At 75.2% G+C, this 14,536-nt stretch carries 13 protein-coding genes; 4 read left to right on the forward strand and 9 right to left on the reverse strand.

Features of this window, described 5'->3' with window-relative positions; all coding sequences use genetic code 11:
- Positions 1–61: 61 nt before the first annotated feature.
- The 8 genes from ACIP4P_RS09975 to ACIP4P_RS10010 all read right to left on the reverse strand — a co-directional run bounded on the left by ACIP4P_RS09975 (position 62) and on the right by ACIP4P_RS10010 (position 7,963).
- Positions 62–847, reverse strand: coding sequence for a type III pantothenate kinase (locus ACIP4P_RS09975; protein ID WP_350511488.1), 786 nt, complete (start codon positions 845–847; stop codon positions 62–64).
- A gap of 47 nt (positions 848–894) precedes the next feature.
- Positions 895–1,863 carry a carboxylating nicotinate-nucleotide diphosphorylase gene (gene nadC / locus ACIP4P_RS09980; protein WP_350511487.1) on the reverse strand — a complete coding sequence of 323 codons (969 nt, stop codon included), beginning with the start codon at positions 1,861–1,863 and terminating at the stop codon, positions 895–897.
- A gap of 4 nt (positions 1,864–1,867) precedes the next feature.
- The gene (locus tag ACIP4P_RS09985) at positions 1,868–3,541 is read right to left on the reverse strand and encodes an L-aspartate oxidase (RefSeq protein WP_400916580.1); all 1,674 of its coding nucleotides are present in this window, start codon (positions 3,539–3,541) and stop codon (positions 1,868–1,870) included.
- A 15-nt stretch (positions 3,542–3,556) separates the two neighbouring features.
- Positions 3,557–4,006, reverse strand: coding sequence for an aspartate 1-decarboxylase (gene panD, locus ACIP4P_RS09990; RefSeq protein WP_350511485.1), 450 nt, complete (start codon positions 4,004–4,006; stop codon positions 3,557–3,559).
- Between the two features lie 66 nt (positions 4,007–4,072).
- Complete coding sequence (panC, locus tag ACIP4P_RS09995; protein WP_400916584.1) at positions 4,073–4,978, reverse strand: pantoate--beta-alanine ligase; 906 nt, start codon at positions 4,976–4,978, stop codon at positions 4,073–4,075.
- Positions 4,979–5,914, reverse strand: a complete 936-nt coding sequence (locus tag ACIP4P_RS10000) for a DUF2520 domain-containing protein (RefSeq protein ID WP_350511483.1) — start codon at positions 5,912–5,914, stop codon at positions 4,979–4,981.
- 110 nt (positions 5,915–6,024) lie between these two features.
- On the reverse strand, positions 6,025–6,714 hold the full coding sequence (locus ACIP4P_RS10005) for a response regulator (RefSeq protein WP_400916587.1): 690 nt from the start codon (positions 6,712–6,714) through the stop codon (positions 6,025–6,027).
- 25 nt (positions 6,715–6,739) lie between these two features.
- On the reverse strand, positions 6,740–7,963 hold the full coding sequence (locus ACIP4P_RS10010; RefSeq protein ID WP_400916589.1) for a sensor histidine kinase: 1,224 nt from the start codon (positions 7,961–7,963) through the stop codon (positions 6,740–6,742).
- Positions 7,964–8,092: 129 nt separating this feature from the next.
- On the opposite strand from ACIP4P_RS10010, the gene ACIP4P_RS10015 reads away from it, so the two are divergent.
- On the forward strand, positions 8,093–9,109 hold the full coding sequence (locus ACIP4P_RS10015; protein WP_400916591.1) for an SAM-dependent methyltransferase: 1,017 nt from the start codon (positions 8,093–8,095) through the stop codon (positions 9,107–9,109).
- Positions 9,106–10,275 (forward strand): NADH-quinone oxidoreductase subunit D, encoded by a 1,170-nt coding sequence (locus ACIP4P_RS10020; protein ID WP_350511479.1) that lies wholly within the window; start codon positions 9,106–9,108, stop codon positions 10,273–10,275. Before ACIP4P_RS10015 ends, ACIP4P_RS10020 begins: the two co-directional genes overlap by 4 nt.
- Before the next feature lie 73 nt (positions 10,276–10,348).
- Here ACIP4P_RS10020 and ACIP4P_RS10025 read toward each other — a convergent pair whose 3' ends face one another.
- A complete protein-coding gene (locus ACIP4P_RS10025) occupies positions 10,349–11,188 on the reverse strand; it encodes a hypothetical protein (RefSeq protein WP_400917130.1) in 840 nt (279 codons plus the stop codon).
- Positions 11,189–11,427: 239 nt separating this feature from the next.
- Here ACIP4P_RS10025 and ACIP4P_RS10030 point away from each other — a divergent pair, with 239 nt between their 5' ends.
- Both ACIP4P_RS10030 and ACIP4P_RS10035 read left to right on the forward strand, forming a co-directional pair.
- Positions 11,428–11,847: a hypothetical protein gene (locus tag ACIP4P_RS10030; RefSeq protein WP_400916592.1), complete on the forward strand. Its 420-nt coding sequence runs from the start codon at positions 11,428–11,430 to the stop codon at positions 11,845–11,847.
- A 38-nt stretch (positions 11,848–11,885) separates the two neighbouring features.
- Positions 11,886–14,507, forward strand: a complete 2,622-nt coding sequence (locus tag ACIP4P_RS10035) for a toxin glutamine deamidase domain-containing protein (protein ID WP_400916594.1) — start codon at positions 11,886–11,888, stop codon at positions 14,505–14,507.
- Positions 14,508–14,536 lie beyond the last annotated feature (29 nt).

The following is a 14,536-nucleotide window of genomic DNA, read 5'->3' on the forward strand; positions in this document are numbered from 1 at the left end:
TGGAATTCCGTGCGTCCGCCCGGCCGGGTGCTCCGGCCGGGCGGACGGCCCCGGCGGGTGCTCAGCTCGGGCGGTTGCGCTCGTACACCAGGCGCAGGCCGATCAGGGTCAGCCAGGGCTCGTGCACGTCGATGCTGGTGGCCTCGCCGAGGACCAGCGGGGCGAGGCCGCCGGTGGCGATCACCTGGACGTCGTCCGGATCCTTGGACAGCTCCCGGGCCATCCGCTCGACCAGACCGTCGACCTGCCCGGCGAAGCCGTAGAGGATGCCGGACTGCATGCCCTCGACGGTGTTCTTCCCGATCACGTTGCGCGGGCGGGCCAGCTCGATCTTGCGCAGCTGGGCGCCGCGGACGCCGAGCGCCTCGACCGAGATCTCGATCCCGGGGGCGATCGCGCCGCCGACGTAGTCACCGCGGGCGTTGACGGCGTCGAAGGTGGTCGCGGTGCCGAAGTCGACCACGATGCACGGGCCGCCGTACAGGTGGTTGGCGGCCAGCGCGTTGACGATCCGGTCCGCGCCGACCTCCTTGGGGTTGTCCATCAGGACGTGCACCCCGGTCTTCACCCCGGGCTCCACGATCACCGCGGGGACGTCGCCGTAGTAACGGCGGGTCACCTCGCGGAGCTCGTGGAGCACGGCGGGGACGGAGGAGCAGATCGCCAGCCCCTCCACCACGGCGTCCTTGGCCGCGGCGTGGTTGCCCATCAACCCCTGCAGCAGCACCGCCAGTTCATCGGCCGTGCGGCGCGGATCGGTGGAGATCCGCCAGTGTTCCACCACGTCCTCGCCGTCGAACAGGCCGAGTGTGGTCTGGGTGTTGCCGACGTCGATGGTGAGGAGCACGAGGACGCTTTCTGCGAGTCGGGACGGGACTGCTCTCGACCTGACGGTCAGGCGCGAAGGTCCAGGCCGATGTCCAGGACCGGCGAGGAGTGGGTCAGCGCGCCCACGGCCAGGTAGTCGACACCAGTCTGGGCGACCTCGCGCGCGGTGGCCAGGGTCAGTCCGCCGGAGGCCTCCAGCTTCGCCCGGCCGGCCACCAGCGCGACGGCCTCCTTCAGCTGCTCGACGGTGAAGTTGTCCAGCAGGATCAGGTCCGCCCCGGCCTCCAGCACCGGCGGGATCTGCTCCAGGGTGTCCACCTCGATCTCGACCGGCAGCTCCGGGTAGGCCGCGCGGACGGCCCGGAAGGCCTCGGCCACGCCGCCGGCCGCCACCACGTGGTTGTCCTTCACCAGGGCGGCGTCCGAGAGCGACATCCGGTGGTTGGCGCCGCCGCCGCAGCGCACCGCGAACTTCTCCAGCGCGCGCAGGCCCGGGGTGGTCTTGCGGGTGTCCCGGACGACCGCGCCGGTGCCCGCCAGGGCGTCCGCCCAGGCCCGGGTCGCGGTGGCGATGCCGGACAGGCGGCAGAGCAGGTTGAGCGCGCTGCGCTCGGCGGTCAGCAGGTCGCGGGTGCGCGAGCGGACCGACAGCAGCACCTGGCCGGCCTCCACCCGGTCGCCGTCCTGGACGTGCCGCTCGACCTCGAACTCCTCCTCGCAGACCAGCGAGACGACGGCCTCGGCGACCCGCAGGCCGGAGACCACGCCGGCCTGGCGGGCGGTGAAGTCGGCGGTCGCCACGGCGTCGGCGGGCACGGTGGCCACCGAGGTGACGTCCTCGCCGCCGGCCAGGTCCTCGGCCAGCGCCAGGGTGGCGATGTCCTCGACCTCGATCGGGTCCAGCCCGGCCTCCTCCAGCAGCTCGGCCAGCTGCGGGTCCAGACCGGTCTCGTAGCCCTCGCCGTCGCCGCAGGCGCAGCCGTCACCGCAGCCGCCCTGGTCGGCCAGGGGGAGTTCCTCGTGGGAGTGGGTCATGGTTCTACTGCTCCTCAGGGGTGCTGACGGGGTCGCCGGAGGCGGCGAGGGTGGTGATCAGGTGGCGGCGCCAGTGGGCGTCGTCGCGCTCGGGGAAGTCCTCGCGCCAGTGCCCGCCGCGGGTCTCCTCGCGCTGGGCGGCGGCCGCGACCAGGGCGGTCGCGACCAGCAGCAGGTTGGCGGCCTCCCAGGTCTCCACCCGGGGGTCGGCCGGCTTCTCCTCGGCCACGTGGCCGCGGGCCTGCTCGGCGAGCAGCGCCAGCCCGGCCGCGGCGTCGGCCAGCGAGGCGGCCGAGCGCAGCACGCCCGCGCCGCGCGACATCAGCCGCTGGATTTCGGCGCGCGCCTCGGAGGCCGGCAGCGGCACCGGCCGGGCGGCCCGCGCGGCGGCGACGTCGACGGTGCGCTCGGGCAGCTCGCCCGCCGCGTGCCGCTCGGCCAGGTCGGCGGCGATCCGCTCGGCGAAGACCAGGCCCTCCAGCAGCGAGTTGGAGGCCAGCCGGTTGGCGCCGTGCACGCCGGTGCAGGCGACCTCGCCGCAGGCGTACAGGCCGGGGACGGAGGTGCGGCCGTGCCGGTCGGTGCGGACGCCGCCGGCGGCGTGGTGGGAGGCCGGGGCGATCGGGATCGGCTCGGTGACCGGGTCGATGCCGTGGGAGCGGCAGGAGGCCAGGATGGTGGGGAAGCGGTTCTCCCACATCTCGGCGCCGAAGTGCCGTCCGTCCAGGAACATGTGGTCGGAGCCGCGCTCCTGCATGCGCCGGGTGATCGCCTTGGCGACGATGTCGCGGGGGGCGAGCTCGGCCAGCTCGTGCTGGCCGACCATGAAGCGCACGCCGTCGGCGTCCACCAGGTGGGCGCCCTCGCCGCGCACGGCCTCGGAGACCAGCGGCTGCTGGCCCGCGGCGTCCGGGCCGAGCCAGAGCACGGTCGGGTGGAACTGGACGAACTCCAGGTCGGCGGCCTCGGCGCCGGCCCGAAGGGCCAGGGCCACGCCGTCGCCGGTGGAGACCGCCGGGTTGGTGGTGGCGGAGAAGACCTGGCCCAGGCCGCCGGTGGCGAGCACCACCGCGCGGGCCCGGACGGCGCCGACGCCGTCGCGCTGGCCCTCGCCCATCACGTGCAGGGTGAGGCCGGCGGTGTGGCCCTCGGCGTCGGTCAGCAGGTCGAGGACGAGCGCGTGCTCGATCAGTTCGAGGTCCGGGTCGCTGCGGACGGCGGCGACCAGGGCGCGGGAGACCTCCGCGCCGGTGGCGTCCCCGCCGGCGTGCACGATCCGGTGGCGGTGGTGGCCGCCCTCGCGGGTGAGCAGGATCTCGCCGTCCTCGCCGCGGTCGAAGGCGGCGCCGACCGCGATCAGCCGGCGGACGGCGTCCGGGCCCTCGGTGACCAGGGTGCGGACGGCCTCCTCGTCGCAGACGCCGGCGCCGGCCACCAGGGTGTCGTCCAGGTGCTGCTCCGGGGTGTCCCCCTCGCCCAGGGCGGCGGCTATGCCGCCCTGGGCCCAGCGGGTGGAGCCCTCGTCCAGCACCGCCTTGGTGACCACCATGGCCCGCAGGCCGGCCTTGCGGACGTTGAGGGCGACGGTGAGGCCGGCGATGCCGGAGCCGACCACGACCACGTCGGTGGTGGCGGTCCAGCCCGGGGCCGGGGCGGTGAGGCGGTGCGTAGCGGACATGGCTCAGGGGCTCCTTCAGCGCGTGGCCGCGGTGGCCGCGCCGTCCTCGTCACGGTACGCCGCGTCCCCGCGCAGCAGTCCGCTGCCCTCCGGGGCCTCGGCCGGGTCCCCGCCCAGGCCGGTGACCCGGTTGTGCTCGTCCACGAAGACCACCTTCGGCTGGTAGCCCTTGGCCTCGGCCGTGTCCATCTGCCCGTAGGCGATGAGTATGACCAGGTCGCCGGGGTGGACCAGGCGGGCGGCGGCGCCGTTGATGCCGATCACGCCGGTGCCGCGCGGGCCGGCGATGGTGTAGGTCTCCAGCCGGGCGCCGTTGTTGATGTCGACGATGTGGACCAGCTCGCCGGGGAGCAGGTCGGCGGCGTCGAGCAGGTCCTCGTCCACCGTGACGGAACCGACGTAGTGCAGGTCGGCCTGGGTCACGGTGGCCCGGTGGATCTTGGACTTGAGCATGGTGCGGAGCATGTGGTCACGCCTCCTGTGAGTGCATGCCGGAAGGGTTTGCTGCCGGTGTCGCCGGACTTGCCGGAACTACCGGACGATCATGCGGACGTTGTCGATCAGGCGGGTCGAGCCCACCTTCGCGGCGACGGCCAGCACCGCCTCGCCCTGGAAGTCGTCCGCCGCCTCCGAGAAGTCGTGCGGGTCGATCAGGGCGAGGTAGTCGAGGGTGACGCCGTCGGCGCCGTCCAGCAGGGCCGAGGCGGCCTCGCGCACGGCCTTCGGGCCCTGCGCGGCGGCGTCCCGGCCGGCGAACAGGGCCTCGGACAGGACGAGGGCGCGGCCGCGCTCCTCCTCGGAGAGGTAGCGGTTGCGCGAGGACCGGGCCAGGCCGTCCTCCTCGCGGACGGTCGGCACGCCGACGATCTCCACGTCGAAGTCCAGGTCGGCGACCATCCGCTGGATCAGCGCCAGCTGCTGGGCGTCCTTCTCGCCGAAGAACGCGAAGTCCGGGTCGGTGATGTGCAGCAGCTTGGCGACCACGGTCAGCACGCCGTCGAAGTGGCCGGGACGGGTGGCGCCCTCGAAGCGCTCGCCCATCGGGCCGGCCGCCATCCGCACCTGAGGCTCGCCGTTCGGGTAGACCTCCTCGACGGACGGCGCGAAGACCACGTCGGCGCCGCTCTCCTCGGCCAGCCGGACGTCGTCGTCCAGGGTGCGCGGGTAGCGCTCCAGGTCCTCGGACGGGCCGAACTGCAGCGGGTTGACGAAGACCGTCACCGCGACCCGGCCCTCCTGGCCGACCTGCTTGCGGGCGGCCCGGATCAGCGCGGCGTGGCCCTCGTGCAGCGCGCCCATGGTCATCACCACGGCGTTGTCCACCGGACGCTCGTCCGGCCAGAACGCGGCCTCGAAGTCGTCCACGGTGCGGGTGACGACGGCCCGGTGGACCTTCGGCGTCTTCTGGGGCTTGTTCGACTGCTTGCCGCGTGCCATCTAGGGCTTCTCCTCGTTCAGTACGTCCAGCAGCGCCGCCGCCGACGCGTCGTCGATCGTCCCGTTGGCGAGCGCACGCTGCGCGGTGGCGCGGGCCATCGCGCGGTACGCCGCCGGGATGTCCGGGGACACCGTACTGAGCTGCGCCAGGTGGCGCCGTACGGTGCCCGCGTCGCCCCGGGCGACCGGGCCGGTGAGGGCCGCGTCGCCGGAGCGCAGGCTGTTGTCCAGGGCGGCGCCGAGCAACGGGCCGAGCAAGCGGCCGGGCTCGGCGACGCCCGCCGTGCGCAGCAGGTCCATCGCCTGGGCGACCAGGGTGACCAGGTGGTTCGAGCCGTGCGCGAGGGCGGTGTGGTAGAGCGGGCGGACCTCCTCGGGCACCCACTCGGGCTCGCCGCCCATCTCCACCACCAGCGCCTCGGCGACCGGCCGCAGCTCCTGCGGGGCGGTCACCCCGAACGGGCAGCCGGCCAGCCGGGCGAGGTCCACGGAGGTGCCGGTGAAGGTCATCGCCGGGTGCAGCGCCAGCGGCAGCGCCCCGGCCCGGGTGGCGGGCTCCAGGATGCCGACGCCGTGCGCGCCGGAGGTGTGCACCAGCAGCTGGCCCGGGCGGACCGCGCCGGTGGCGGCCAGGCCGGCCACCAGGTCGGCCAGCGAGTCGTCCGGGACGGTCAGCAGCACCAGGTCGGCGGCGGCCATCACCTGCGGCGGGGTGACGATCCGCACCCCCGGCAGCAGCGACTCGGCGCGGCGGCGGGAGGCGGCGGACACCCCGGAGGCGGCGACCACGGTGTGCCCGGCGAGCTGCAGGGCGGCGCCCAGCGCCGGGCCGACCCGACCGGTGCCGACCACGCCGACGGCGAGCCGGGCCGGGCGGTTGCCCGGGTCGCTGGGGTCGTCGAGCGGTGCGAAGTCGGTGAAGTCGGACGAAGCCATGTCCACCCTTGTCCTGAATGACCGTTCCAGTCCGCTGACGGGTACCGGACGTACCGCCCCAGTGTACGGGCGCCGCCGGGCCCGGCCCGGGCCCAGGCCCCGGACAGGCCCTAGTCGGTGGCCCCGGCCCGGATCAGCCCGGCCTCGTAGGCCAGCACCACCGCCTGGACCCGGTCGCGCAGCGCCAGCTTGGCCAGGATCCGGCCGACGTGGGTCTTCACGGTGGCCTCCGAGAGCACAAGCCGGGCCGCGATCTCGCCGTTCGACAGGCCCTGGGCGACCAGCAGGAACACCTCCCGCTCGCGCTCGGTCAGCGGGCCCAGCACGTCCGAGCCGGGCGCGTTCTGCGGGGTGGGCAGCACCTCGGCGAAGCGGTCGATCATCCGGCGGGTGGTGGTCGGGGCGACCACCGCGTCGCCGCCGTGCACCGCGCGGATCGCGGCCACCAGCTCGGTCGGCGGGACGTCCTTGAGCAGGAAGCCGCTGGCACCGGCCTTGAGCGCGGCGAAGGCGTACTCGTCCAGGTCGAAGGTGGTGAGGATGAGCACGTGCGGGGCGTTCGGCAGCGGGCTGCCGTCCTCGGCCAGGCAGATCCGGCGGGTCGCCTGCACCCCGTCCAGCCGCGGCATCCGGACGTCCATCAGGATCACGTCCACCGGCGTGTGCCGCAGCTGTTCCAGGGCCTGCGCGCCGTCGCCCGCCTCGGCGGCGATCTCGATGTCGCCCTGCGAGTGGAGGATCATCCGGAAGCCGGTGCGCAGCAGCTCCTGGTCGTCGACGAGCATCACGCGGATGGTCAAGGTGGCTCCTAAGGGGGGCGGGGGGTTAGTGCGCCGCCTTGAGCGGGAGGACGGCGCGGATCCGGAAGCCGCCGCCGGGGCGGGGGCCCACGTCGAGACTGCCGCTGACCATGCCGACCCGCTCGCGCATGCCGATCAGGCCGTGGCCCAGACCGTCCGCGCCGCCGGTGGCCAGTTGTTCGTCGGTGCTGCCGCGGCCGTCGTCCTCCACCAGGACGGCCAGCTCGCGTTCGCCGAAGTCCACCGCGACCCGGGCGTGCACATCGGGGCCGCCGTGCTTGCGGACGTTTGTGAGCGCCTCCTGGACGATCCGGTAGACCGTCAGCTCGACGCCGCGCGGCAGTTCGCGCGGGTGCCCGGAGGTCGCGTAGTCCACCTGCAGCCCGGCGGTGCGGACCTGCTCCAGGAGGTCCGGCAGCTCCTCGACGCCCGGTTGCGGGACGTACTCCTCGGCGGTGTCGGCGGTGCGCAGCACGCCCAGCAGGCGGCGCATCTCGACCAGCGCCTGGCGCCCGGTGGAGGCGATCGTGCCGAGCGCCTCCTTCGCCTGCTGCGGGGAGTTGTCGAGCACGTAGGCGGCGCCGTCGGCCTGGACGATCATCACCGAGACGTTGTGCGCCACCACGTCGTGCAGCTCGCGGGCGATCCGGGCCCGCTCGGCCGCCACCGCGACCTTGGACTGGGCGTCCCGCTCGCGCTCCAGCCGGGCCGCGCGGTCCTCCAGTTCGGTCAGGTAGGCGCGGCGCACCCGGGTCAGTCGGCCCCAGGCCCAGCAGAGGATGAACGGGGTGCTCATCAGCAGGGCGTACAGCAGCGCCTCGCCGAAACCGAACGGGCGGGAGACGTAGTGCCCGGAGCCGGTGGAGACGGTCTTGGTCGGGTGCAGCCGCCAGAACTCCAGCGGCCCGGCGGCCAGGCCGGCCACCAGGGCGAGCCGGGAGGTCCACTTCTGGCCGAAGGCGGCGCCGGTGTAGGCGAAGACCAGGTAGGCGAGCGAGGAGGCGCCCGGTTCGACGTCGGCGAGCACCTGGCCGAGCCCGAGGCCGGCGGCCGTGGCGACCGTGACGTCGGGGTGGCGCCGCCGGAAGACCATCAGCAGCGGCAGCAGTACCGCGATCACGACTTGGGGGGTGTACGGCCAGTTGTCCCCGGTGCCGCTCGGGACCAGGCCGAGGAGGAGGATCATCGACGCCCAGACGGCGTCGACCACCATGGGGTGACGGCGGAGCCAGGCGTTGAGTCGATGCACGTCTCCAGCCTAGGCAGTCGGGTGAGGTGCCCAGGTCCGCCGGTAGGGCGATCCGTCCTACTCCGTAGGTCGGAGACGGGACGGCGCCGGTTGGGAGGGGTACGTCCGGTCCCGGTAGCGTCCCGCCCCATGACGTGGATGCGCTGGGCCCCCGCCGTGGAACGGGCGTTGTACGACCAGGACGGCGGCTTCTACCGCAGGCCGGAGGGGCCGGCCGGGCACTTCCGGACCTCGGTGCACGCCTCGCCGCGGTTCGCCCGTGCGGTGGCCCGGCTGCTGCTGGAGGTTGACGAGGCCCTCGGCCGTCCGGAGGAGCTGGCCCTGGTCGACGTCGGGGCCGGGCGGGGGGAACTGCTGACCGGGGTGCTGGCCGAACTGCCCGGCGAGGTGCTGGCCCGGCTGCGCCCGTACGGCGTGGAGCTCGCGGCGCGGCCCGCCGGACTTCCGTCCACAGCCCTGTGGACGACGGAACCGCCGCGCGGCGTCACCGGGCTGCTGTTCGCCAACGAGTGGCTGGACAACGTGCCGCTGGACGTCGGGGAGGTGGACGGGGACGGGGTGCTGCGCTACCAGGAGGTGGACACCGCGACCGGCGAGGAGCGCCTGGGCGATCCGGTCTCGGCGGCCGACGCGGCCTGGGCCGAACGCTGGTGGCCGGTCGGCGACCCCGGGGACGTGGTGGAGTTCGGCGCCCCCCGGGACGCCGCCTGGGCGCGGGCGGTGGCCGGGCTGGAGCGCGGCCTGGCGGTCGCCGTCGACTACGGGCACACGGCGGGGCGGCGGCCGCAGTTCGGGACCTTCACCGGGTTCCGGGACGGCCGGGAGGTCGCCCCGGTGCCGGACGGCTCCTGCGACGTGACCGCGCACGTCGCGCTGGACGCCGTCGCCGTGCCCGGTCTCCACAGCCTGTGGACGACGCAGCGCGCGGCCCTGCGCGCGCTCGGGGTGAGCGGCGGACGCCCGCCGCTGGCGCTCGCCTCCACCGACCCGGCGGCCTACCTGCGGGCGCTCGGCGGTGCGGGGGAGGCGGCCGAGCTCACCGACCCGGGCGGGCTGGGCGCCTTCGGGTGGCTGGTGCAGGCCGTCCGCATGTCGGTACCGACGAGCCTGGAGCCGCTGCCGGGATGGCAGACTCTGTCGTCATGAGGGAGACCACGGTCGGCATCGGGGCGGGAGCCGAGAACTTCACCGGCGAGGCGGGCACCACCGACATGGTGCTCAACATCGGCCCGCAGCACCCGGCCACCCACGGTGTGCTGCGGCTGCGGCTGCTGCTCGACGGCGAGCGGATCATCACCGCCGAGCCGGTGATCGGCTACATGCACCGGGGCGCGGAGAAGCTGTTCGAGGCCCGTGACTACCGGCAGATCATCATGCTGGCCAACCGGCACGACTGGCTCTCCGCCTTCTCCAACGAACTCGGCGTGGTGCTCGGCGTCGAGCGGATGCTCGGCATGGAGGTCCCGGAGCGGGCGGTGTGGATCCGCACCCTGCTCGCCGAGCTCAACCGGGTGCTCAACCACCTGATGTTCCTCGGCTCCTACCCGCTGGAACTCGGCGGGATCACCCCGATCTTCCACGCCTTCACCGGCCGCGAGGACCTCCAGCACGTGCTGGAGGAGGCCTCCGGCGGCCGGATGCACTACATGTTCAACCGGGTCGGCGGCCTCAAGGAGGACCTCCCGGCCGGCTGGCTCGGCCGGGTCCGCACCGCCGTCGCCACCGTCCGCTCGCAGCTGCCGGTCTTCGAGGACCTCGTCCTCGGCAACGAGATCTTCCGCGCCCGCACCGCCGGCGTCGGCGTGCTGAGCAAGGCGAAGGCCCAGGCGTACGGGGTCAGCGGCCCGATCGCCCGGGCCAGCGGCCTCGACCTCGACCTGCGCCGCGACGAGCCCTACCTCGCGTACGGATCCGAGGAACTGCGGCAGGTGCTCACCGTGGTCACCCGCGAGGAGGGCGACTGCCTGGCCCGCTTCGAGTGCCTGCTGGAGCAGACCCTCAACTCGCTGGACCTGGCCGACGCCTGCCTCGACAAGCTCGCCACCCTGCCGCCCGGCCCGGTCAACCTGCGGCTGCCCAAGGTGCTCAAGGCGCCCGAGGGCAGCACCTACGCGTGGACCGAGAACCCGCTCGGGATCAACGGTTACTACCTGGTCTCGCGCGGCGACAAGACGCCGTGGCGGCTCAAGCTGCGCTCGGCGTCCTTCAACAACGTCCAGGTGCTGACCGAACTGCTGCCGGGGACGCTGGTGGCGGACATGGTGGCGATCCTCGGGTCGACGTTCTTCGTGGTCGGGGACATCGACAAGTAGGCCGCCACCGGGCCTTCCTGCCGGTCCCCACGTGCCGGTTCCTTCTTGCCGGTCCCCGGCCCGGATCGGGCCGCTACTTGTCCTTCTTGCCCGGCTTGTCCTTCTTGGGCCGGGCGGGGTCGGCCGGGTGCGGGGCCACCTTGCGGTCGCCCTTGGTGGCGATCCGCTCCTCGCACAGCCCGGCCAGCACGTCGTACGCCGCCTTGCCCATCAGCTCGGTGAGCTCCGGGCGGTAGCTGACGTACACCGGCACGGCGCCCTGGTGCGCGGCCGGGGCGCCGGTGCACCACCAGTGCAGGTCGTGGCCGCCCGGGCCCCAGCCGCGGCGGTCGTACTCGCCGATCGACACCTGGAGGTAGCGGGTGTCGTCCGGGCGGTCGATCCAGTCGTAGGTGCGGCGGACCGGCAGCTGCCAGCAGACGTCCGGCTTGGTCTCCAGCGGCTCCCGGCCCTCCTTGAGGGCGAGCGCGTGCAGGGCGCAGCCGGCGCCGCCCGCGAAGTCGGGGCTGTTCACGAAGATGCAGGCGCCGTTGACCCGGCGGGTCTGGCGGTCGCCGTCCTCGTCCAGCATGGTCACGCCGCCGTCGTTCCTGATCCGGCCCTTGGCGTCGGTGCCCGCGGCGAAGTTCTCCCACAGCTCGGGCGTCAGCCGGGCCGCGTGCCCGAGGACGCGCTTCTCGTCGTCCTCGTCCGAGTAGTGGGCGCCCAGCGTGCAGCAGCCGTCCGACTCGCCCCGGCCCTCGCGGATGCCGTGGCAGCCCTGGCCGAAGACGCAGGACCAGCGGGAGGTCAGCCAGGTGAGGTCGCAGCGGAAGACCTGCTCCTCGTCGGCGGGGTCGGCGAACTCGACCCAGGCGCGCGGGAAGTCGAGCGGGACCTCGTCGCGCGGGATCTCGCGGCGCAGGGTCGGCATCGCGAGGTCGACGGGGGCGGGGGAGGCCTCGGGCTTCGCCTTGGCCTTCTTCTTGGAGGTTTCTGCTGGTGCCACCCGGCAAGGGTAGAGCTTCCCGGGGGCGTACGGGCCGGTGGGCGCCGCCGGGGGCGTGCCGACCGGGTGCGGTGGAGACGGGGTGAAGAGGTGCGTGCCGTCGGTGCGGGCGGGGGAGGGGTCTCCCTAGGATGGCGGGCGGTCCGCTACGGGGAGGTACGGGGATGGCAGACGGCAGCACCGGGGCGTCCGACCACGACGGTGCCGGGTTCGTCCTCAAGCCGTGGGAACTGCACGGCGAGGGACGGGAGTTCGAGAAGCTCGGGCGGGAGCTGGGCAAGGCCGTCGGCACCCTGGAGAAGGACCTCGCCGCGCTCGGCGCCCCCTGGGGCGCCGACCGGCCGGGCGGCGCCTTCGCCGCCGTGTACGGTCCGGCGCGCGGTGAACTCCTGGGCGGGCTAAGGGCGTTGGCCGGTCAGCTGGGAGGCGTCGGGGCCGGGCTGCACACCATGGCGGAGCGCACCACGGACACCGACACCACGACCGCGGACGGCTTCGGGGGGACGGCGGGGGTTGCCACGTCGTCCGGGGCCGTGGCAACCCCGGGGGCGGTCCCGGCCGTCCCCAAGGACATGTCGGTCTGATCGGCCGGCTCGAAGGCGACGCGGAGGGGGAGGGGCGCGTGTCCCGGAAACTGCCCGAGGACCTGGTCCCGCTGCTGGCCAGGACCGGCCAGCCCTGGCCGCAGGCCGACGAGGAGGCCCTGCGCACGGCGGCCGGGCACTGGAGGGAGTTCGCCGCCGAGGCCGAGCGGATCACCCGCCGCGGCGCGGAGTCCGTCCGGCGGGTGGCCGCCGACAACTCCGGCCACGCGGTCGACTCCTTCACCGCGTACTGGCGGACGCTCGACGACGGCGGCAAGGGCCGCCTGGTGGACGCCCACACCGCGGTCGGGCTGGTCGCCGCCGCCTTCGACGCCGCCGCGCACGCCGTCGACGGCGCCAAGGCCGAGATCATCGCCACCCTGCGGAACCTGGCCGCCGAGCTCGCGCGGGCCGAGGAGCAGGCCGCCCCGGCCCCGGGCCCGGGCCCGGCCTCGACCCCGGCCACTCGGAACGTCGGGCGGACCGGGCGGACCGGGGTGTTCGGCGGACCGGAGGAGTCCGGCGTCGGCCTCGCGCAGGACGTGCGGACCGCCACCGCCGGGCAGGTCGCCGCGGGCGTCGGGGCCGTCGCGGTGGAGGCCGCCGCACTGAAGATCGCCGGGCTGCTCACCGAACTCGGCCGCGCCATGAAGGACGCCCTGGCCACCGCGCTTAAGGACCCGTCCGCCGTCGCCCTGCTACGCCTCGGCACCGCCTCCGGGCCCGGCGTCACCCCGGCCTCCTACCGCACCGGCGGCGGCTTCGACCCGCTCGCCGCCGGACTGCCCGCCGCCCTCGGCGAGCCCGGGGTGCTCGGCCGCGACGGCACCGGGCTGGTCGTGCTCTCCGGGCGGGACGGCAAGCCCCTGGTCGGCGTGCCCGGCCTCGGCGTCGAGCTCGACGAGCACGGGCAGCCCGTCCTCGGCCCGGACGGCAAGCCGGTCATCCTGCGCTCCGACGGCACGGTGGTTGCCGACGCCGGCGGACTGCTCGTGGTGACCGGGCCGGACGGCAGACCGGTGGTCGGGATCGCCGACCTGGCCGTCGGGCTGGACGAGCACGGGCAGCCGGTGGTCACCGACCGGGCGGGCCGGGAACTGCACGGGCTGCCGCTCGCCGACCTGACCGATCCGAAGGCGTCCGGTGCGGAGCCGGGGATGGACCCGGCCGCGTCGGCGATCCCCGCCGCGCTCACGGTCGACTCCTCCGCGCTCGCCCCCGCCGTCTCGGTTTCCGCCGTCTCCGGTTCCGGGGCCCCGTCGGCCGTCGTGACGGTGGCCGATCCGGCGGTCGTCCCCGCCCTGGCCGGGCCGGGGTTCGACGGCCCCGGCCCGCACCGGGCCGCGGTTGCGGTCGCCGCCGACTGGGCGCCGCCCGGGCGGGACGACCGGCCTGCGGTCCGGGTGGCGGCGAGTCGGTCGGACGACGACTACCCGCTCCAGGCGCCCGGCCGCGACTCCGGCGGCGGGGGCGGGCCGGTGACCGTACGGACCGACTCGGTGGTCGCGCCGCCCACGCCCGCCCCTGCGGTGCCGTCGGCCGGCGGCGGTCCCGGGCAGTTCGGGACCCCGGCGTACCCGGGCGGCTACCCGGTGGGCGGCACCGTCGGGCCCGGCCCGCTCGCGGTCGGCGGCGGGGCCCCGGGGTACCCCGGGCCGATCGGGGCGCCGTTCGGCGGCGGCATCGGGACGGGCGCGCCCGGCGGCGGCGCCCCGGTGGTCGGAACGCCGGTGGTCGGATCGCCGGTGCCCGGCGGTCCCGTGCAGCCCCCCGGAGCGCCCCGCACCCCCGTGGGTGCCGCCCCGCACCCGGTCACCGCGCCGTTCCCGGCCCCGCCGGAGCCGCCGGTCGTCGGGACCGTCCCGATCGCCCCGGTCGCCGGCCGACCCGAGCCGCAGCACGGCGACGGCCGCCGCCGGGACACCGCCGCGGCCGTCACCGACCCCACCCTCCTCTGGGGCGCCGTCCCGGTCGCCACCGCCCACGCGACGGCCCTCCACCTCGCCCTGCGCGCCCGTCGCGGCCCGCTCGCCGACGACCTCGGACCCCGGCCGCGCACCATCGCCGACAGCCGCCCGTACGGCCTGCCCGGCGGGCTCGGCCCGGTCGACCCCCAGCACCAGGCCGAACTCGAACGCCGGGCCCCGCGCGACGAGGACGGCCTGCCCGTCCGTCACCCGGACCCGGCCGCCGGCGACTGGGCCGAGGCCGTCAACGCGGGCGGCCACCGCGAACCCGGCCGGGCCAACAACAGCCTGGAGATCGCCCTCTCCGCCGTCGACACCTACACCGGCCGCCCCACCTGCGCCGCGCCGCGCATCCCCACCGAGGGCGCCGCCGGCGAACGCGGCGGCCGGGACCGCGCCGAACGCGAACTCGGTGCCCCCTTCCACGACCTCGGCGACGGCGGCCAGGCCTTCACCCGCCTCGCCGCCGAACTCCGCCGCGCCGGCCACGGCGCCCAGGCGGTCCTCCTCACCCTCGACGGTTACGGCCGCCCCCACGCCTGGAACGCCGTCAACCACCGCGACACCGTCAGCTACCTCGACCACCAACTCGCCCGCCGCGGCCCCGCTCCCCTCCACCCCGCCACCCACGGCCTCTGGGCCGTCGCCCTCACTCCGGACGGCCGCCCCCTGGACCTGGCGGCGGCCTGGTGACCGTGTCGGAACGACCTCGTCGCGGTGCC

This window comes from Kitasatospora sp. NPDC089509 (genome assembly GCF_044749365.1).
In the GTDB taxonomy this organism is placed as follows: domain Bacteria; phylum Actinomycetota; class Actinomycetes; order Streptomycetales; family Streptomycetaceae; genus Kitasatospora.